Genomic DNA, 21,660 nt, shown 5'->3' with positions numbered 1-21,660 from the left:
CACTGAATATAATCTTTCTATACCTTTTCTCTAAAAAAGCGGGGCGAACATGAACGCTCTTGCCTGTCTCCCGCCCACATTGCCAGTGCAGCTGATGCTGCAACATGGCTTTTCATCATACCTAAACCTAAAAACCTTTACCTTTAGAACTTGATTTTATCTCTCACCTATTGAACATTCTCTGTCGGTGTCTGTCGTCCTTATTACAATCTTTTCGTTTACCTTAAACCAACACCTTTATTCCTTATCCTGATCTTTTTGCCTTACTAATACCTTCAACACCCGACTATAACTCTCTTTATTTCTCTCAAACGTCTGTCTGTTATCCTAATCTTTCTGCCTTACTAATACCTTTTGTGTTATCTCTCAAATTTTTCTTTTTCCTTAAGTTCTAATATCTATCGGTGTTGTCTTTTATCTTTTCGACGATGCAAAGATACACCTGTTTGCGGACACACACAAGAATTTCGACGGAAAATATATATTATATTCTTGTTTTTTGATATAAATCAACATTATTGTGCCCGCACACAAGATAAACAAAAATACGCATCATGCAGAGTATATTCTCGTACATGATGCGTTTACACCTTATTATATATGTACTATCGCGCTTGCCCGTCTCGCTTATTCCTCAACCCATAGATTGTTCGCCTTGGCACTTACTTCCGGTACATCTACTCCCGCGCGGTAGAAACTGACGAGTGCCATGTCGAAAATAAGCGTGGAATAAGCCGGTACAGTGCCCGAAGTTCTGGTTTGATAACCCAACTGATAAGGGATATAAACCTCCCATCGGTCGCCTATCTTCATATTCTGAAGCGCTGTAGAAAACCCATCGACCACGCCTCTTACGGCCAATGTCACCGACATAGCCGTCTGCGGATTGTAAGTGCCGGTATATGTTTGGTCGAAAACATATCCGTTTGCGTAACTCGCAGAGGGTACTAATCTTCCGCGGTAGTTCACTTTTACAGAATCGGAATATAGAGGACTCCCCGATGTACTTGTACTCTCATTGAGCACATGGACAATGATATGATCGGTAGAAGATGCCTTAAAGTTGGTATTATCCTCCGGTGTAGACCAATTGCGTATAATCTTCCAGCTCGTATCTCCCGCCGCTATCTTCTGTTGAGTAGCGGTATAGAGCTTTTGGAAATACGCTTCGTTGACGTTTTGCCAGTCGGCAAACTCCTCTACTTTGTTATCGTTTTCGCTGCAAGATACCATCGATAACGCGATTACAAACAGCAACGACGCATGTAATATGACCTTATTTTTCATTTATTGTAGTTTCTTCAAAAGACTTGTAATGCTCACTCTATCCTCGATAATGCCACGAAGTTGCGAAATATCTACACGCTCCTGCTCCATTGAATCGCGAAAACGCAGCGTTACCTTATTGTCGTTCAACGTGTCATGATCCACTGTAACGCAGAAAGGCGTGCCGATTGCATCTTGTCGGCGATACCGCTTCCCGATGGAATCCTTCTCTTCATAATGCGTATTGAAATGAAATTTCAGCTCGTCTACTATCTCGCGAGCCTTTTCGGGCAGCCCATCTTTCTTCACAAGCGGCAGCACTGCGCACTTTACAGGCGCCAAGGCCTCGGGTAATTTCAGTACCACACGCGGCTCACCATTATCGAGCGTCTCCTCCGTAAAGGCATGGCACATCACACTGAGGAACATTCTATCCACCCCGATCGACGTTTCTATATCGTACGGAGTATAGCTTTCGTTGGTTTCGGGATCGAAATATTTGATTTGTCTCCCACTGAATTTCTCGTGTTGCGATAGGTCAAAGTCCGTTCGGGAGTGTATTCCTTCCACCTCTTTGAAGCCGAAAGGCATCTTAAACTCTATGTCTGTAGCTGCATTGGCATAGTGGGCCAGCTTCTCATGATCATGGAAACGGTAGTTATCAGCACCGAAACCGAGCGCCTGATGCCACTTCATACGCGTTTCTTTCCACGTCTCGAACCACTTCATCTCGGTGCCCGGCTTTACAAAGAACTGCATCTCCATCTGTTCGAACTCACGCATACGGAAGATAAACTGGCGGGCTACGATCTCATTTCGGAATGCTTTCCCGATCTGTGCGATACCGAACGGCAACTTCATGCGACCGGTCTTCTGCACGTTGAGATAGTTTACGAATATACCTTGTGCCGTCTCCGGGCGCAAATAAATCCTATTCGTACTCTCAGAAGTGGAGCCCATTTCAGTCGAAAACATAAGGTTGAACTGGCGTACATCCGTCCAATTCTTCGTACCGGAGATAGGATCGACGATGCTTTCATCGAGGATAATCTGCTTCAGTTCCTCCAAATCCGGCCCCTGCATGGCCTTAGTATAACGCTCATGCAGTGCATCGCGCTTCTGCTGATGCTCTATCACACGCGGATTGGTAGCACGGAATTTAGCCTCATCGAATGCCTCTCCGAAGCGTTTGCGTGCCTTCGACACCTCTTTTTCTATCTTTTCTTCGTATTTACCTATCTGATCTTCTATCAGATTATCGGCACGATAACGCTTCTTGGAGTCGCGATTATCGATCAAGGGATCATTAAAAGCATCGACATGACCAGAAGCTTTCCAAATCATTGGGTGCATGAAGATGGCCGAATCGATACCTACAATGTTCTCATGCAGCAATACCATGCTCTTCCACCAATACTCTTTTATATTATTTTTCAGCTCCACGCCGTTCTGTCCATAATCATAAACGGCGGCCAAACCGTCATATACGTCGCTACTTGGGAAGACAAACCCGTACTCTTTGCAGTGGGAAACGATCTTCTTAAAAACATCTTCTTGTGCCATGTCTATAACATTATTAATCTATTTACCGCGCAAAGGTACAGATATTTTTCGACAGACCGTTAATAACAAATGCAAAAACTTTATAAATAAAAGAAGACTACATGATACGAAAAAACAAAATAAATTATTTATTTGTACCTTTACACACAAAAATCAATAACACATGCAAATATTACTCGCTTGTGCCAAGGACATGAAACCCGTGAGCCACGCTACTCCTACGGTAAAAACAGTACCGCTATTTCAACAGGAAGCCGAAGCCAACGCCTTGGAAATGATGAAATACAGTGCTGAAGAACTTGCAGAAATGATGAAGATCAACCGTAAGATTGGGGCACTCAACAAAATGAGATACACCACTTTTTTGGAGCCGGAACCTAAACTTGCTGCCATACTCTCCTACACCGGCATTGCCTACAAGCACCTGCGGGCGGAGGATTTCAGCGCAGCCGACTTCGCCTTTGCGCAGGAGCATCTGTGGATTACATCGTTCCTGTACGGACTGCTGCGACCACTCGACTGTATTAAAAACTATCGATTGGAGGGATACATAAGGCTCCCAAAGCACCAAGACCAGCGTATGTTCGATTACTGGAAGCCACTTTTGACCAATATTCTTATCGACTCCGTAAAACAGGACGACGGCATACTGCTGAACTTAGCCAGCGAAGAAATGAAAGGTTTGTTCGATTGGCGCCATATAAGGCGCGAAATAAGGGTGATAGAAGTCGATTTCATGGTACTGAAAGGCGATGCACTGAAGACAGTCGTGGTGTATGCCAAGATGTGTCGTGGCGCCATGACGCGCTATGTTATAAAAAATAAATTGCAAGACATCGAAAGTATCAAGACTTTCGAGTACGAAGGTTTCTGCTATAATCCCATTGAAAGCACGGTAAACAATCTTGTTTTCTCCGTCGGATGAATACCCATACGAAGGATAAATATAAGATTGTAATCCTTAGACGTACTATCTGAGTTTGTTATATTACCCATCTAACAACCTTAGATAGGCGATGTATAAAAGATGTTTATAATGTATTCGTAATCAATAGATTGTAAGGTCCTTCTCTAACTTCCCCAAATAGGGGGAGAATACGGCTGGAAATAAGCTGCAAAATGGCAGCCTGCCCGCCCCTCCCCTATTCCGCACATCTCGTTTTTATCTCTTTTTATTTGCTTATTCCAACGTTTTATGTTAATTTTGCGACTATTGCATAAGTCACAAAAGACAAATCCGTATAACATGGACGACGAAATAAAAGACAACGAAATTATAGAAAACGACAACGAGGAGTTGCAAACAGACAGCCATTCCGACTATAAACCTGCCGACAGGTTCGATGCCTCGGCCGTACATCATTTAAGCGGAATGTATAAAAACTGGTTCCTCGACTACGCTTCATACGTAATCCTCGAGCGTGCGGTGCCGCATATAGAAGACGGACTTAAACCGGTTCAGCGACGTATATTGCACTCCATGAAGCGTATGGACGACGGACGCTACAACAAGGTGGCCAACATCGTGGGGCATACCATGCAATTTCATCCCCACGGAGACGCTTCTATCGGCGACGCACTGGTGCAGATGGGCCAGAAGGACTTGCTTGTAGACACACAGGGCAACTGGGGAAACATCTTGACAGGTGATCGTGCAGCCGCTCCCCGATATATAGAAGCCCGCTTGTCTAAGTTTGCATTAGACGTGGTTTTCAATCCGAAGACCACAGAATGGCAACTTAGTTACGACGGGCGCAACAAAGAACCCATCACGTTGCCCGTCAAATTCCCCTTACTCCTTGCACAGGGGGCAGAAGGTATTGCCGTAGGACTGACCTCGAAGATACTTCCGCACAACTTGAATGATATTTGCGATGCGGCTATCAGCTATCTGAAAGGCGAAGACTTCCGTATTTATCCCGACTTTCCCACGGGAGGCAGCATCGATGTAAGCAAATACAACGACGGACAGCGAGGCGGAACACTGAAAGTACGCGCCAAGATCGAGAAGCTCGACAACAAGACGCTCGTGATTAAGGAGATACCGTTCAGCAAGACAACTACGACACTCATCGACTCTATTCTGAAAGCCATAGACAAGGGAAAGATAAAAGCACGCAAGGTAGACGACAATACGGCGGCCGAAGTTGAGATACAAGTGCACCTTGCACCGGGTGTCTCGTCGGACAAGACAATAGATGCGCTTTACGCATTCTCCGATTGCGAAATCAACATATCGCCGAACTGCTGCGTTATAGAAGACAACAAGCCCTGCTTCCTCACCGTGAGCGACGTGCTGCGCCATAGTGTCGACAGCACGATGGGCCTGCTCCGTAAGGAACTGCTCATCCGTATGAAGGAACTGAACGAACAGCTTTTCTTCGCTTCTTTGGAAAAAATCTTCATTGAAGAGCGCATTTATAAGGATAAGAAGTTCGAGGAAGCCAAGAATATGGATGCTGCCGTTGCACATATCGACAGCCGGCTGGAACCGTTCAAGCCTACTTTTATTCGTGAAATCACGCGCGATGATATCCTCAGATTGATGGAAATCAAAATGCAGCGTATTCTTAAATTTAACAAAGACAAAGCCGACGAGCTCATTGCAAAGATACTTGCCGAGATTAAAGATATCAAACACGATCTCGACCACATGACTGAAGTAACGATAAGTTGGTTCCAGTTCATCAAAGACAAATATGGCAAAGACCATCCGAGGCTCACGGAAATTAAAAATTTCGATACAATCGAGGCGACAAAAGTGGTGGAAGCCAACGAAAAACTGTACATCAACCGTGCCGAGGGCTTCGTGGGAACTGGTTTAAAGAAAGACGAATATATCTGTAACTGCTCTGATATCGACGATATTATTATCTTCTACCGCGATGGCAAGTACAAGATTATCCGCGTGGCCGACAAGATTTTCGTAGGTAAGAACGTTATCCATGTACAGGTTTTCAAGAAGAACGACCGCCGAACTATATATAATGTAGTCTACAGAGACGGCAAACAGGGCTACTATTTCATCAAGCGCTTCAACGTAACCAGCATGACGCGCGATAAAGAATACGACCTTACGCAGGGTACACCGGGCTCTAAAGTGATGTATTTCACGGCAAATCCGAACGGAGAGGCCGAAGTTATCAAGATTACGCTCGATCCCGATCCGAAAAAGAAGAAACAGAATATATTCTTGGAGAAAGACTTTTCGGAAATCATCATCAAGGGACGTGCCTCGAAAGGTAATTTGCTAACCAAGAGAAATATTCATCGCATTGGCTTGAAGAGCCACGGGCATAGTACATTGGGAGGGCGAAAAGTGTGGTTCGATCCCGATGTCAACCGCATCAACTATGAAGATCATGGGCGCTTCCTTGGTGAGTTCAACGATGAAGACTCTATTCTCGTAGTGCTTGATAACGGCGATTTCTACATTACTAACTTCGATGCGAATAACCATTACGAGAATAATATCAAGGTTATCGAAAAATGGGATCCGGATAAGGTATGGAGTGCTGTGCTGTTCGATGCCGACAACAACAACTATCCTTATATTAAGCGTTTCTGCATGGAGGCCATTAAAAAGCATCAAAACTACATTGGCGAGAATGCCGAAAGCAAACTCTTGTTGCTTACAGACACCGTTTATCCACGCATAGAAGTTACATTCGGCGGCAACGATGCGGCACGGCAACCTATGGAGATAGATGTTGAACAGTTTGTAGGCATAAAAGGCTTCAAGGCCAAGGGCAAACGTATTACAACATGGGAAGTAGACAAAATTACGGAATTAGAGCCTATCCGCCTCCCTGAACCGGAAACAGACGACGACAATTCGAATGAAACGAACGCATCGGAAGAAAATCTCGATCCCGATGCAGGCAAGAGTCAACAACAAGTAATTGACGAAATAACAGGACAACTGAGCTTGTTCTCAGAAGACGATAATGTGCAGGAAAGTTAACATTACCCTCCTTAATCTGCTGTTCCCCGTGGTTGTGGCGGCACAATACGATACAATTCGCAGCGACAAAACCATCACCAATATGAAGATGATAGGTATCAGTACCGCAAACATCCTTGACACCTATCTCTCTCGGGAGAATTATCGCGGGCCGGAAATCAGCTATCTGTCGCACACTACCCGCGAGCGTGACGACAGCAGAATATCACGACAAATCGTACACCAAGGCAGTTTTGCTTGGCTCGATAACCGTGCCGGAAACGGCAGAGAGCTTTTTGGTATGTACACATTCCAATACGCATGGCATTACAACTGGCTCTTGCTGGAAAATAAGCTACAACTAAGGGCAGGAGGCATGATAGATACCGGCGTCGGCTTTCTCTACAATACGCGCAACTCCAATAATCCGGCACAGGCAAAAGCACAATTTGGCATTGCCGCATCGGCTTCTGCCAACTATAAATTCAGAATACGCCGCGGTTATCACAATGTGAGGTGCGAAATATGTTTTCCTCTTGCAGGCATTATGTTTTCCCCCAATTACGGACAGTCATACTACGAGATTTTCTCACAGGGCAACTACGACCATAATATCGTGCCTACATATTTGGGCAACACGCCCTCTCTGCGCCAGATGCTTACCTTCGATTTCAATTTACTCCATACTACTGTCTGCGTCGGATACCTCGGAGATTACCGACAGGCAAAGGTAAACGAATTGAAATATCATCACTATACGCACGCTCTGATGATAGGCATCGTGAAGAAATTCCAACTGATAAAAATACATCCATGAGAAGACTGCCTCTGTTTATCTATGCCCTTATAGTCATGTTCGCACTGACCAGCTGCATCGGCGAAGAAGAATATACCGACAATCCGCAAGGAAATTTCGAAGCATTATGGCACATCATCGATGAACATTATTGCTTTTTCAACTATAAGAATATCGACTGGAATGAGATACACACCCGCTATGCCAAACAAATGAACGGCAGCATGACCGAACGGCAGCAGTTTGAAGTGCTGACGAATATGCTTTCAGAGCTGAAAGACGGACATGTAAATCTCTATACAACTTTCGATTTAGGACGTTATTGGAGCTGGCGGGAGAAATTTCCGAACAACTTCAGCGACACACTGACAAGGAAATATTTAGGAACCGACTATCACATTGCCTCGGGAATTCAGTATCGTATTCTCGACGACAACATCGGATATCTCCGCTGCAGTTCTTTTGCAAACGGTATCGGTACAGGGAGTCTCGACGACATATTACTCTATCTGGCACCATGCAACGGGCTCATTATCGATATACGCAGCAATTCAGGAGGACAACTTACAAGCGCTGAAACGCTTGCATCGCGATTTACCAACAATAGAATATTGGTCGGTTACATACAGCATAAAATCGGAAAGGGACACAACGACTTTTCATCGATGAAAGAGCAATGGCTCAAGCCCGGTAACGGCCTGCGCTGGCAAAAACGAGCAGTAGTACTGACCAACCGATCGGTGTACAGCGCTGCCAACGAATTTGTAAAATACATGAAACAGTGCCCGTTCGTAACCGTGGTTGGCGATAAAACCGGCGGCGGAGCAGGACTACCTTTCTCGAGCGAATTGCCAAACGGATGGAGCGTACGCTTCTCGGCATGCCCCATGTACGACAAGAATAAAGAAAGTAGCGAGTTTGGAATAGAGCCCCATCATAACGTATCGCTCACAGCAGACGACTTCATAAAAGGCAAAGACACTATCATCGAATACGCAAGGGCCCTCCTATCGTGCAAATAACCCGGATTATAATCCGGCGATAGATAATAATTCGAAATATTCTTGGCAAATCCTATAAAAATAACTACCTTTGCAGTCACATCGCGCTTGTGGCGGAATTGGTAGACGCGCCAGACTTAGGATCTGGTGTTTTGCGACGTGTAGGTTCGAGTCCTATCAGGCGCACAGGAATAAAAACTAAATAGTTAATTTACAACTATTTAGTTTTTTGTATCTTGCTCTTGGTATGGATATTGGCATTCCATTTATCCACTAATCACTTTAGAATAAAATAAAGAGGAAACGCCATCTTGGCAATCACACCCTTCGCTGTAGCAAATGAGATATAAAGGGAAAGGAGTAAAAACCGTCAATCTATAGTAGAAATTCCGAATTATATATTCTAATAAATTCAGAGAAAGGCACTCGTTCGATATTTACTGTCATGTCATCGGCTTTCATACCATTATAAATAATTTGTAATCAATAACTTTTCCATTTTATGATACTATGAAAGAAAAAATAACAAAGGCATAGGAGTATACACAATAAAGTAGATATTTTACATTGCTCTTATTATTCAGCACCGATATATATCATTGATAAGAATAAATTTAGCGCATAAAATTTATACCAAAAATAATTTTATCATCTCTTTTATAATCCTTCATGAGGTTCTTGATCTGTATTTTGATCATTGTAATAATGAGAGCCTGTTCAGAATTACCTTTGATTAACGCTATGTATGTAACAGTTATATAATCTGTTGGATCTCCTGCAAATCCTTGATATTTTTCAGGTTTTCAATAATTATTCTTACTTCGTCACGATCGTGTACCTTTACTTCGATGACACCGTCGAAAATACCTTGATCACTTGAGATCGTTATCTTTTGGATGTTGATATTGAGCTTCCCTGAAATAATTTCAGCTACATCTTGCAGCATTCCCTTACGATCGATACCTTGTATTTCGATTGTTGCATTGAAATATAATTGTTTGTGCATGTCCCATTTAGCATCGAGAATACGGTTACCAAAACTTGATTTCAGTTTACTTGCCACGGGACAAGCACGTTTATGAATTTCTATTTGGTTCTTGTTGTCTATGTAACCTAAAGTATCATCGCCGGGTATCGGATGGCAGCAATTAGGGAAAATGAAAGTATCAATATTATCTTCAGAAATGATAACCGGCTTCTTTTTGTTAAAGTCTTTACCTACAACAAAGAGCCTTTTTCCTTCTTCTTGCTTTTTTTCGGTTTTCTTATCATGCCCGAGGAAAGGTACATAACGACGCCATCCACCTGTCATCGCTTCTTTCTTTACCTTGCCAAGTAACTCATCACGATCTTTTTCTCCTAAAACAATTGCCCTCTCACCAAGTGCAAGGAATAGGCTTTCGTGCTTCTGAATATCGTGAAAAGCACAAAGCTTATCGATAATGGATATGGTTAGCTCCATTTCATTATCTTTCAGCCATTCTGATAATATATTTTCACCTTTCTTTTGTATTTCTCGGTTATCTCTCCTTAGTATAGCTTGTATCTTGGCTTTGGCTTTGGCCGTAGAGACAAAGTTAATCCATGAAGCCTGTACGTGTTGCGACTTACTTGTAAGAATTTCCACCTGATCTCCGCTCTGAAGTTTATGACTCAGCGGTACAAGCTTATGGTTTACCTTAGCACCAATACAATGGCTACCAAGAAACGTATGTATTTGGAAAGCGAAATCCAATGCTGTACATCCTGCAGGCATGGTTTTGATTTCTCCTTTCGGTGTGAAAACGAATATCTCGGAAGCGAAGAGGTTCAATTTGATAGCATCGAGAAAATCCATAGCATCGGGCTGAGGATCATCCAAAATCTCTTTAATGGTACGTAACCAGTCATTCAGTTCACCTTCGTCTTCGGTAATTTCCCCACCTTCTTTATATTTCCAATGAGCAGCAAACCCTTGTTCGGCAATTTCATTCATACGATCGCTTCGAATCTGAACTTCAATCCATTGTCCTTGATTACTCATCAGTGTAACGTGCAAAGCCTGATAACCATTGGCTTTTGGATGATTGAGCCAGTCTCGCAAGCGATCGGGATGCGATTTATATATCTTGCTGATAGCTACATATATCTGAAAGCATTCGTTGATTTCTTCTTCACGAACTTTAGGTGTGAAGATAATTCTCACAGCAAGAATATCATAGATTTCATCAAATGTTACATGCTTAGTCTGCATCTTATTCCATATGGAATAAGGACTTTTCACACGCGCTTTGATTTCATATTCTATACCCATCTTGTCGAGGGCTTCTCGGATAGGAGCGGTAAATTGAAGAAAGAGCTTATCACGCTCTTCTTTTGTAAACGAAAGTTTATTAGTGATATTCTCGTATTCTTGCGGATGTTCGAACTTAAAGCTCAGGTTCTCAAGTTCTGTCTTGATCTTATTCAATCCAAGCCGATTGGCCAATGGAGCATAAATATATATTGTTTCGCCTGCAATCTTATATTGTTTATTTGCAGGTTGACTATCCAAAGTTCGCATATTGTGCAGACGATCGCATATTTTAATAAGGATAACTCGGATATCATCACTCATCGTAAGGAGCAACTTCTTAAAGTTTTCTGCCTGTGCCGAAGCTTTATCACCAAAAATACCTCCCGATATTTTAGTTAATCCATCAACTATTTGTGCAATTTTAGGACCAAAAATATTCTCTATATCTTCAACTGTATAATCTGTGTCTTCTACTACATCGTGTAGCAGTGCCGAACAGATACTTGTGGAACCGAGTCCCATCTCCTCACAGGCAATCTGTGCTACGGCAATAGGATGCATAATATAGGGCTCTCCCGACAATCTCCGTACTCCCTTGTGTGCCTGTTTAGCGAAATGAAAAGCTTTGGTAATAATATCTACCTTTTTACGATGGCGTGAAGCAAGGTACGTATCCAGCAAATGTTGGAACGCATCATTGATCTTTTTATCCTCAGCAGTTTCTCTTTCCTTTTCTTTCTGCATCATGTCTTCCATGCCAACGCTCCTTTTCTTTGATGTTATTTCACCTTTATCTTCTTCCCCGCACGAATGTTCGAACCGCTAATACCATTCAATTTTCTCAGCTTTTTCACCGTTGTATGGTTGCGCGCTGCTATTTCAGATAACGTATCTCCTTCACGTATAGTTATACTCTTACCGCCTTTAGCATTCCTACTGCTCTTACTATGCTTGTTGCTCTTTCGATTTTTTTTCGTACTCTTCCCTCTGTTATACGAAGAACGAACATATGTATAGGCAGGAACTTCATCATTTACTTCTACTTCTGTACGCTTAGTTTGCAAATTGTCCGGTTTGTAAGCATAGATAGAATCCTCCATATCAATGAATGAATTGATCATCATAGATGGCAATCTCAACGAAGAAGGCTTAGCATTTCCATTCACTACATTATGCCGATATTGCGGATTCAAATCTTGTAATTGGTCTGCATTAATACCGAGAACATGGGCAATCTGATCAAAATATAGATCACGATTCACCACTACAGTATCGGTTTTTACTGGTAATTCGGTTACCATCGGACATATATTATGATCACAATAATAATTCATAATATAGTTGGCAGCAATAAATGCCGGTACATACCCACGTGTCTCTTTAGGTAAATAAGGATATATCTGCCAATAATCAGTCTCACCCTTAGCCCGGTGTATGGCCTTGTTTATTTTATCAGGGCCACAATTGTAAGCGGCAATCACAAGATTCCAGTCACCGAATATCTTATAGAGATCACTCAAATAATGTGCTGCAGCATAAGAAGATTTTACAGGATCGCGACGTTCGTCTACCAAAGAATTAACATCCAAACCGTATCTCTTACCTGTTGTGAGCATAAACTGCCATAGGCCGGTAGCACCTACACGCGACACAGCCTTTGGATTCAATCCCGATTCAATGACAGGAAGATATTTAAGTTCCAAAGGCAATCCATAACTTTCAAGCGCCTGTTCGAAAATGGGTATATAAAAGTTAGTGGTTCCAAGCATAATACTAACAGAGCGACGCAATCTTCCGCTATATCGATCAATAAACTTCTGTACTACATCGTTATACGGCATTTCGATAATGGTCGGTAGCTTTCGGAGACGTTCTTTATACACCTCTTTAGCATATACCGGATTAATATCTGGCATATTACAATTACTGTCGGGCTTTAGATAAGTCCGTGTATTATATAAATGCAACAGACTATCTACCGAAGATGTCATTGCTTCCGGTAGATCAATAACCTCTTTCTGTCCATGCTGATTAGTAACAGTTATTTCTGTTTCATCATTGTCAATTTGTGCCTGTATGTTTCCGACGCCGAGTAAAAATAATGTTACTATCAGTAATTTTATTCTTTTCATTCTAATATCTTGTATTCTATATTTTTAGAAACTTATACTGCATTGCAGTCCCAACCCTGCAGAATTGAACGGATTTCGTTCGGTATTGTTGTTAATAATAGTAGGTGATACCCGAAGTGTAAGATTATCGGATATGTCAAATTCAGAAAGCGATGCATCTACATAAGCATCGATAACCGATAAGACATACACACCGATCATGGTAAATATACTTAGATCGCGCCAACGGCGATAACGGTCTTTGCGTTTTCTGAATAATTCTTTATATCTTTCTATATTTTCCGGTGTGATTTTATTTCCAAGATGTAGAAACTGATCGTAACTATGCGTTTGAGAATCATTATCTACCAAGTCCATATATGCCTGCGAATAATCATGATACATCTGATTGTTCCATCGCATAGCGTAAACACATCCCACGAAGCCCCCGTACACGATCGGCAATTTCCAATATTTACGGTTGTATATCTGTCCTGCACCGGGTAGTACAAGTGCCAACCATAGTGCACGTTTCGGTATAGGACGCCATGTATTCCAATCACGCTTGTGTTTCTTGACAATACTATCCGTACCGATCAACTGCAAACTATCCTCCGGCATTGGCATCTTTCCGATATTAATATCTGTTTTTTTGCTGTTGGTATTCATCTGCATAGTATCGCTCTGTGCCGACACATTCGATACAGTAAGCCACGATAGAACACTTATAAGCGAACAGATAAATATGTGTTTTATACAAACCGTATTCAAATCTTTCTTTTATTTCAGTTTATCGAAGATGTGCATGATACGTTCCAAATCCTCTTCATTAGCAAATGGTATACTTATTTTACCTTTTCCTTTGGACGAACAGGTTAGCTGTACTTTGACATTGAGAAATTGAGAAAGTTGTTTCTTCAGCACAATAAATTCTTCGGGCATCTTCGTCTTAGCTACGATCTTCTTGTTTCCGGCCTGAATATCTTCACCACTCTTCAACTGTTTTACAATTTCCTCGACCTTACGTACAGAGAAACCATTCTTCTGAACTTCATTAAAGACTTTTATTTGTTGCGACGGACTATCCAATGAGAGCAATGCTCTGGCGTGGCCCATATCTATTTCTTTTTTCTGTAAAGCCATTTGCACCTGTGCCGGCAGTCTCAGCAGTCTCAGGTAGTTAGCTATAGCAGTACGGCTTTTTCCAACACGTTCCGACACTTTCTCCTGTGTCATGCCTGTATCTTCCATTAAGTGTTCGTAAGCCAAGGCTATTTCTATGGCATTCAAGTCTTCACGTTGGATGTTCTCCACCAATGCCATTTCCATCACACTTTCATCATCAATAGTACGTATGTAGGCAGGGATAGCTTTCAGTCCGGCCAATTGCGAAGCACGCCAACGACGTTCGCCGGCAATGATCTGAAAACGATTACCTGCTACTTGGCGCAATGTAATAGGCTGTATGATACCGATTTCGCGAATGCTCATGGCCAATTCTCTCAATGCTTCTTCATCGAACTCACGCCGAGGTTGGTTCGGATTTGCCTCTATTTCGTCTATAGCAATCTCATTGATAGTAGAACTGCCTTGTGTACGTACTCCTTCTGTAGAGATTAGTGCATCAAGTCCGCGACCGAGCGCATTGTTTTTTGTAGAAGAACTATATTTCTTATGTACTGCCATTTTGTGTTTATGATAATGAATGGTATGTATAGTTTCTTACAGACCGACCTTGATCAGCGGTCTTTATTAATAATTTCTTTTGCTAAAGCCAAGTGATTTTTGGCACCGGCCGAATCGGTATCGTATAGAATTACAGGCAATCCGTGGCTCTGACTCTCGCTCAATTTCACATTACGCTGAATAACTGTCTTGAAAACCAGTTCCTGAAAATGGCGCTTTACCTCATCGTAAATTTGATTGGCAAGGCGCAGACGACTATCATACATAGTCAATAGAAAACCTTCTATTTCGAGTTTAGGGTTCAAACGGCTCTTGATAATCTTCACAGTATTGAGCAGTTTACTAATTCCTTCAAGTGCAAAATACTCGCATTGCACAGGGATAATGACGGAATCGGCGGCTGTTAACGAGTTTACTGTAATCAATCCGAGGGACGGACTGCAATCAATCAGGATATAATCATATTCGCCTCTGATCGGATCGAGTAGCTTTTTGACTACTTTTTCGCGGCTTTCCAAATTAAGCATCTCTATTTCAGCTCCCACAAGATCTATATGACTCGGAATTATATCCAGCCCGTTGATATCGGTAGTGTAGATGGCATCTCTCACATCGGCATGGTCTATGATACACTCGTAGAGCGAGCAATCCACCTCTTTAATATTAACACCCAAGCCACTCGATGCGTTTGCCTGCGGATCAGCGTCTACTACGAGCACTGATTTCTCTAAAGTAGCAAGCGAGGCGGCCAAGTTGATTGTAGTAGTGGTTTTGCCTACCCCTCCTTTTTGGTTTGCTAATGCGATTATTTTTCCCATTTTATCAGACTTTCAAACTATACTTAGTGTGCAAAGTTACATATTTTATGCGAGAATGTCGTAAATTAAACCTTTTTTCGTACTTTTGCAACAAAAATAATACAAACAATGTTTCACGCATGGGAAGTGTTTTTCTCTGTTAAAGATAGACATTTTAACGGAGTTTATTGGACCATTCTTTAAAATTACGGATCATGACTCAGAACAAGCCTTTTATACTTATTTCGAACGATGACGGCTACCATTCCCCCGGTATTCGTACACTTGTGGATATGGTTAGCGGAATAGGTGATGTGTTGGTATGTGCTCCGGAGTCTGCACGTTCGGGTTATTCGTGCGCTTTCTCGGCTGCCTCGCCCCTACGGCTTAAGCGCAGACGCAACATAGGTGCTGCCGATGTGTGGTCGTGCAGCGGAACACCGGTAGACTGCGTAAAGCTGGCACTCGATCAGTTTTGCCAACAACGTAAACCTGCCTTGATACTCGGAGGTATCAACCACGGCGACAATTCATCGGTAAATACCCATTATTCGGGCACTATGGGCGTAGCCATGGAGGGATGTATGAAACATATCCCATCAATAGCTTTTTCCTCTTGCTATTGCAATGAAGACGCCAATCTCGAACCTCTGCGCCCTTTTGTAAAAATGATTGTACTGCGCGTACTCGACGAAGGTCTGCCCAAAGGTGTTTGTCTGAATGTGAATTTCCCCGCACGTGAGCGGTTCGAGGGCATTAGAGTGTGCCGTATGGCGTTCGGAAGCTGGATCAATGAAGTAGTAACGGCACATCATCCTCACGGCTACGACTATTACTGGATGGTTGGAGAGTACCATAATGACGAGCCGCAAGCCACAGACACCGACCGCACAGCACTCAACCAAGGTTACGTGGCCATCACCCCTACAAGAATGGACGTTACGGCATACGATTACATGGAACACGCCAAAGCCGTATTTAATGCTGAGAAATTGTAATCGGATGAATAATAAAAAGGAACTCGGGCTTTATGAAATATTATCTTATTGCGGGCGAAGCGAGCGGCGATTTACATGCCTCGCACCTCATGCACTCGCTCAAGAAGATTGACAGTCGTGCCGAATTCCGCTTCTTCGGCGGTGATTTAATGGCTGCAGAGGGCGGAACGCGCGTGAAACATTATAAGGAACTCGCCTATATGGGGTTCGTTCCCGTGCTGTTGCACCTGCGCACAATTTTCAAAAACATGGCAATGTGCAAGCACGACATTACCGTCTGGCAGCCCGATGTCGTGATTTTGGTAGACTATCCGGGCTTCAATCTCAACATAGCCAAGTATCTTCATGCCCGTACTTCCATCCCCGTGTACTATTACATATCGCCTAAAATCTGGGCATGGAAAGAGTATCGCATCAAAAGTATCAAGAGAGACGTGAACGAACTTTTCTCCATATTACCGTTCGAAGTGGCGTTTTACGAGCAGAAACATCGTTTCCCCATACATTATGTGGGCAATCCTACAGCAGACGAGGTGCGGAGGTTTCGCTCCGGATACCATGAGACACAGGCCGATTTCGCCAAACGAATGAACGAAATCAATGCCATATCTTCGGTAAAGGCAGTGCCTATCGACGCCAAACCTATCATTGCACTGCTTGCCGGCAGTCGTAAACAGGAAATAAAAGATAACCTTCCAGCCATGATAGTGGCTGCCCGCAGATACGGCGACTATCAGATGGTACTTGCCGGTGCGCCTTCCATCGACGACGGTTATTACGCACGATTTATAGAGGGCACGGAAGTGAGATTGGTGAGAAACGAAACTTACGCTCTTCTCTCGCACGCCACGGCGGCACTGGTAACGAGCGGAACGGCAACACTCGAGACGGCCATGTTCGACGTTCCTCAGGTGGTGTGCTACGAAACACCCGTACCACATCTCATCCGCTTCGCATTCAACCACATCATCAAGGTAAAATATATATCGCTCGTCAATCTGATAGCCGACCGAGAGATTGTACCCGAGTTGCTTGCCGACCGTTTTTCTGAAACGAACATTGCATCAGAACTCGGCAAGATACTGCCGGGTAGCGTGGATAGAGACCACATGTTGCAGGCTTATCAAGAGGTATACCGCCGACTCGGAGATGAAGTGGCACCCGATAACGCCGCCCGCATCATGGTTAGCTTACTTAAAGAAAACTACAACGGATATAGTGATTAACGTAAAAACATCTTCTCTATAAATACTATACGTTTTTATTATTTTTCCTATCATGCTGTCATAATAAAAATAAATTATTGATCACAAGTAGTTTACAACCATATAAAAGCTGAAAGAATAACAATAATATCTCGCACAGACATAACTTCTTTTATTCTTATACCTATTTTTCAATTGGCATACACATGGCTTTCACTAATATCCATAGCACCAGAAACTTAAGCGGATTAGTAGACGGAGCCATCGTTTCTTTTAGAAGCATTCTCACAGTCACAAATACCTCCGTGGTTCATCGTGTCAACCTCCGTGGTTCATCGCGTCAACCTCCGTGGTTCATCGTGTAAACTTCCGTGGTTCATCGTGTCAACCTTCGTGGTTCACGATGTCAACCTCCGTGGTTCATCGCGTCAACCTCCGTGGTTCATCGTGTCAACCTCCGTGGTTCATCGTGTCAACCACTCGTATTCAGACAATAAGTATAGATAGATTGTATATAAAAAAGCGTCCGCACGGGGGTTATCCCGCACGGACGCAAAACTCAAAAAAGGCGGCCACCTACTCTCCCGCATTCAAGCGCAGTACCATCGGCGCAGGCGGGCTTAACTGCTCTGTTCGGAATGGAAAGAGGTGGAACACCGCCGCAATAACCACCTAAAAGGCATCTCGTCCCACACAAAAAAAAGGACGATATGGGTGATATATCGAAAAAGCAAAGACTGTCAGCAGAGGGAAAGCAAAGAAGCTTCCCGAAGTCACGCATGAAAAACAAATAACAGATCAAAGCATGAGGTCATGCGAAAAAAACGGTTCGGGCTATTAGTAGTGCTCGGCTTTGACGTCGCCGTCTTTACACCTGCACCCTATCAACGTCCTCGTCTGGGACGACCCTGAAAAAGGAGTTCTAATCTTGAGGAGGGCTTCGCACTTAGATGCTTTCAGCGCTTATCCCGACCGGACGCAGCTACCCGGCGGTGCACCTGGCGGCACAACCGGCAGACCGGAGGTCCGTCCGTCACGGTCCTCTCGTACTAGTGACGGATCCACGCAAAACTCCTGCGCCCACGATAGATAGAGACCGAACTGTCTCACGACGTTCTGAACCCAGCTCGCGTGCCACTTTAATGGGCGAACAGCCCAACCCTTGGGACCTTCTCCAGCCCCAGGATGTGACGAGCCGACATCGAGGTGCCAAACCACCCCGTCGATATGAGCTCTTGGGGGGGATCAGCCTGTTATCCCCGGAGTACCTTTTATCCTTTGAGCGATGCAGTTTCCATACACGTGCACCGGATCACTATGCCCCAGTTTCCTGCCTGATCGGCATGTCTGCCTCCCAGTCAAGCGCCCTTATGCCATTGCACTCTAAGTAGGCCGGTTACCAAACGGCCTGAGGGCACCTTTGGAAGCCTCCGTTACGCTTTTGGAGGCGACCACCCCAGTCAAACTACCCACCAAACAGTGTCCGCGCTAAAAGCGCGTTAGACCTCAGACAGCCAAAGGGCCGTATTTCAAGGAGGGCTCCACAAACGCTGGCGCGCCTGATTCAAAGCCTCCGGCCTATCCTACACATCGGATGACCAAGGTCAATGCTAAGCTGTAGTAAAGGTTCACGGGGTCTTTTCGTCCCATCGCGGGTAATCGGCATCTTCACCGATACTACAATTTCACTGAGATCATGGTTGAGACAGTGTCCGGATCATTACACCATTCGTGCAGGTCGGAACTTACCCGACAAGGAATTTCGCTACCTTAGGACCGTTATAGTTACGGCCGCCGTTTACCGGGGCTTCAATTCAAACCTTCCTCTTACGAGTGAGCTCTCCTCTTAACCTTCCGGCACCGGGCAGGTGTCAGGCTGTATACATCATCTTACGAGTTGGCACAGCCCTGTGTTTTTGTTAAACAGTTGCCTGGACCTATTCTCTGCGCCTCACATATGAACGTGAGGACCCCTTATCCCGAAGTTACGGAGTCAATTTGCCTAGTTCCTTAACCATGAATCTCTCAACGCCTTAGTATATTCTACCCGACTACGTGTGTCCGTTTGCGGTACGGGTACCTTCAGGAGAAAGCTTAGCGGATTTTCTCGGGAGTATGATTACCGGCACTATTGCCAAGCCACAAGGGGAATGGCATACTTTCGGAGGTCGGCTCTCGGGGTGGATTTGCCTGCCCCGATCAACACCTACGTCCTTCAACGGAGAATTCCGTTTCTCCGCGGCCGTGTCACTGCTCCGTCTCCACGTCGCACCTAAAGGTAGTAACGGAATTTTAACCGTTTCTGCCATCGCCATCGCCATTCGGCTGAGACTTAGGACCCGACTTACCCCGGGATGACCAGCATTGCCCGGGAAACCTTAGTCTTTCGGCGGAGGGGAATCTTACCCCTCTTATCGTTACTTATACCTACATTTGCTTTTCCATAAGCTCCAGCAGAAATCGTCTTGCTGCATTCTACGCCGATGGAATGCTCCCCTACCGATACTTTTAATTTTCATTGCTATCCCGCGTCTTCGGTGTCTGCCTTATACCCGATTATTATCCACGCCCAGACCCTCGACTAGTGAGCTGTTACGCACTCTTTGAATGAATGGCTGCTTCCAAGCCAACATCCTAGCTGTCACGGGGACCGGACTTCGTTAGACTAACTCAGGCAGAACTCGGGGACCTTAGACGGCGGTCCGGATTCTTCTCCTCTCGGGCACGGACCTTAGCACCCGCACCCTTACTGCACAGCTGCAGCGCATGAGCATTCGGAGTTCATCAGGACTTGATAGGCGGTGAAGCCCTCGCGTCCTATCGGTCGCTCTACCTCTCATGCGGAACACTGCACGCGGCACCTAAATGCCTTTCGGGGAGTACGAGCTATCTCCAAGTTTGATTGGCCTTTCACTCCTACACTCACCTCATCCAGAAGCTTTTCAACGCTTATTGGTGCGGGCCTCCATTCCGTGTTACCGGAACTTCACCCTGGACAAGTGTAGATCACTTGGTTTCGCGTCTACCACCAACGACTAATACGCACAGAGTGCGTCCTGTCCCGCAAAGGGGACTATATCGCCCTATTAAGGCTCGCTTTCACTACGGCTGCAGGCCTCAGGGCCCTTAACCTTGCCGGTGACGGTAACTCGTAGGTTCATTATGCAAAAGGCACGCCGTCACATCTTACGATGCTCCGACCGCTTGTAGGCGTATGGTTTCAGGAACTATTTCAACCTTCTAATGGAAGTGCTTTTCACCTTTCCCTCACGGTACTGGTTCACTATCAGTCTCACGGGAGTATTTAGCCTTGCCGGATGGGCCCGGCGGATTCGCGCAGGATTACTCGTGTCCCGCGGTACTCAGGATGACGCTATGTCTTATCATGCTTCGAATACGGGGCTATCACCCTCTATGGCACCTCTTTCCAGAGGATTCTTCTCACAATCAAAAGTACAATGTCGCGCTCCTACAACCCCATCTGCGCGTTGCCACGCAGGTGGTTTGGGCTATTCCCCGGTCGCTCGCCACTACTGGGGGAATCATTATTTTATTTTATTTTCCTCGAGGTACTAAGATGTTTCAGTTCCCTCGGTTCGCCTCGTTAATCAAACTTAACGATGACCGTCCTTCTGACGGCCGGGTTGTCCCATTCGGAAATCCGCGGATCAAAGAGCATTTGCATCTACCCGCGGCTTATCGCAGCTTATCACGTCCTTCGTCGCCTCCGTGAGCATAGGCATCCGCCATACGCCCTTATCTCGTTTCTTACGATAAATCCCATAATTCATATAAAAACACAATGCACATAAACTGAAATGCACAGTCCAAAGACTCTACAATACAAAAAAGAACATTATAATAATATATATAAGAAAAGGGATACGCTCATACTTTCAGCTGTCTTGTTGGCATGCCGACAAAATAATAAAAATATTAAACATCCGCGGCATGCAAGTTTCTCATCGAAACTGTTTCTACTTTACAGTCTTGCTTGTTTCAATATGTCAAAGAACGTA

14 protein-coding genes, 1 tRNA gene and 2 rRNA genes are annotated in these 21,660 nt (G+C 44.3%); 8 read left to right on the top strand and 9 right to left on the bottom strand.

Annotated features, from left to right (window positions below; all coding sequences use genetic code 11):
• Positions 1 to 627 precede the first annotated feature (627 nt).
• Both BN3912_RS00080 and BN3912_RS00075 read right to left on the bottom strand, forming a co-directional pair.
• On the bottom strand, positions 628 to 1,287 hold the full coding sequence (locus BN3912_RS00080) for a BamJ family beta-barrel-assembly machinery protein (RefSeq protein WP_036859864.1): 660 nt from the start codon (positions 1,285 to 1,287) through the stop codon (positions 628 to 630).
• Complete coding sequence (locus tag BN3912_RS00075; RefSeq protein WP_023984771.1) at positions 1,288 to 2,829, bottom strand: glycine--tRNA ligase; 1,542 nt, start codon at positions 2,827 to 2,829, stop codon at positions 1,288 to 1,290.
• A 163-nt stretch (positions 2,830 to 2,992) separates the two neighbouring features.
• Here BN3912_RS00075 and BN3912_RS00070 point away from each other — a divergent pair, with 163 nt between their 5' ends.
• The 5 genes from BN3912_RS00070 to BN3912_RS00050 all read left to right on the top strand — a co-directional run bounded on the left by BN3912_RS00070 (position 2,993) and on the right by BN3912_RS00050 (position 8,755).
• Complete coding sequence (locus BN3912_RS00070) at positions 2,993 to 3,754, top strand: YaaA family protein (RefSeq protein WP_023984770.1); 762 nt, start codon at positions 2,993 to 2,995, stop codon at positions 3,752 to 3,754.
• A 321-nt stretch (positions 3,755 to 4,075) separates the two neighbouring features.
• Positions 4,076 to 6,793, top strand: coding sequence for a DNA gyrase/topoisomerase IV subunit A (locus tag BN3912_RS00065; RefSeq protein WP_023984769.1), 2,718 nt, complete (start codon positions 4,076 to 4,078; stop codon positions 6,791 to 6,793).
• Positions 6,777 to 7,589, top strand: a complete 813-nt coding sequence (locus tag BN3912_RS00060; RefSeq protein ID WP_023984768.1) for a DUF3316 domain-containing protein — start codon at positions 6,777 to 6,779, stop codon at positions 7,587 to 7,589. The genes BN3912_RS00065 and BN3912_RS00060 overlap by 17 nt, the downstream gene beginning before the upstream one ends.
• Positions 7,586 to 8,590, top strand: a complete 1,005-nt coding sequence (locus BN3912_RS00055; RefSeq protein ID WP_023984767.1) for a S41 family peptidase — start codon at positions 7,586 to 7,588, stop codon at positions 8,588 to 8,590. Before BN3912_RS00060 ends, BN3912_RS00055 begins: the two co-directional genes overlap by 4 nt.
• A gap of 83 nt (positions 8,591 to 8,673) precedes the next feature.
• Positions 8,674 to 8,755, top strand: a tRNA-Leu gene (locus BN3912_RS00050).
• Positions 8,756 to 9,323: 568 nt separating this feature from the next.
• Here the strand turns inward: BN3912_RS00050 and BN3912_RS00045 are convergent.
• The 5 genes from BN3912_RS00045 to BN3912_RS00025 are packed head-to-tail and all read right to left on the bottom strand — an operon-like array spanning position 9,324 to position 15,459.
• Entirely contained in the window at positions 9,324 to 11,600 is a 2,277-nt protein-coding gene (locus tag BN3912_RS00045) for a RelA/SpoT family protein (RefSeq protein ID WP_023984766.1), read from the bottom strand.
• Between the two features lie 23 nt (positions 11,601 to 11,623).
• Complete coding sequence (locus tag BN3912_RS00040; RefSeq protein WP_023984765.1) at positions 11,624 to 12,976, bottom strand: lytic transglycosylase domain-containing protein; 1,353 nt, start codon at positions 12,974 to 12,976, stop codon at positions 11,624 to 11,626.
• A 24-nt stretch (positions 12,977 to 13,000) separates the two neighbouring features.
• Entirely contained in the window at positions 13,001 to 13,726 is a 726-nt protein-coding gene (locus BN3912_RS00035; protein ID WP_023984764.1) for a DUF5683 domain-containing protein, read from the bottom strand.
• A gap of 9 nt (positions 13,727 to 13,735) precedes the next feature.
• The gene (locus tag BN3912_RS00030) at positions 13,736 to 14,641 is read right to left on the bottom strand and encodes a ParB/RepB/Spo0J family partition protein (RefSeq protein WP_023984763.1); all 906 of its coding nucleotides are present in this window, start codon (positions 14,639 to 14,641) and stop codon (positions 13,736 to 13,738) included.
• Between the two features lie 53 nt (positions 14,642 to 14,694).
• Entirely contained in the window at positions 14,695 to 15,459 is a 765-nt protein-coding gene (locus BN3912_RS00025; protein WP_004368332.1) for a ParA family protein, read from the bottom strand.
• Between the two features lie 194 nt (positions 15,460 to 15,653).
• Between BN3912_RS00025 and surE the strand changes: the two genes are divergently transcribed.
• From surE to BN3912_RS12130, 3 genes are all read left to right on the top strand, one after another.
• On the top strand, positions 15,654 to 16,436 hold the full coding sequence (gene surE / locus BN3912_RS00020) for a 5'/3'-nucleotidase SurE (protein ID WP_023984762.1): 783 nt from the start codon (positions 15,654 to 15,656) through the stop codon (positions 16,434 to 16,436).
• A 32-nt stretch (positions 16,437 to 16,468) separates the two neighbouring features.
• Positions 16,469 to 17,662, top strand: coding sequence for a lipid-A-disaccharide synthase (lpxB, locus tag BN3912_RS00015; protein WP_023984761.1), 1,194 nt, complete (start codon positions 16,469 to 16,471; stop codon positions 17,660 to 17,662).
• 185 nt (positions 17,663 to 17,847) lie between these two features.
• Positions 17,848 to 18,006, top strand: a complete 159-nt coding sequence (locus BN3912_RS12130; RefSeq protein WP_154665137.1) for a hypothetical protein — start codon at positions 17,848 to 17,850, stop codon at positions 18,004 to 18,006.
• A gap of 198 nt (positions 18,007 to 18,204) precedes the next feature.
• Here BN3912_RS12130 and rrf read toward each other — a convergent pair.
• Positions 18,205 to 18,317, bottom strand: a 5S ribosomal RNA gene (gene rrf, locus BN3912_RS00010).
• A gap of 141 nt (positions 18,318 to 18,458) precedes the next feature.
• Positions 18,459 to 21,411, bottom strand: a 23S ribosomal RNA gene (locus tag BN3912_RS00005).
• Between the last annotated feature and the right edge of the window lie 249 nt (positions 21,412 to 21,660).

Source organism: Prevotella phocaeensis (assembly GCF_900065875.1).
Taxonomy (GTDB): Bacteria; Bacteroidota; Bacteroidia; order Bacteroidales; family Bacteroidaceae; genus Prevotella; species Prevotella phocaeensis.
This window is presented reverse-complemented; position numbering and strand designations above follow the sequence as displayed.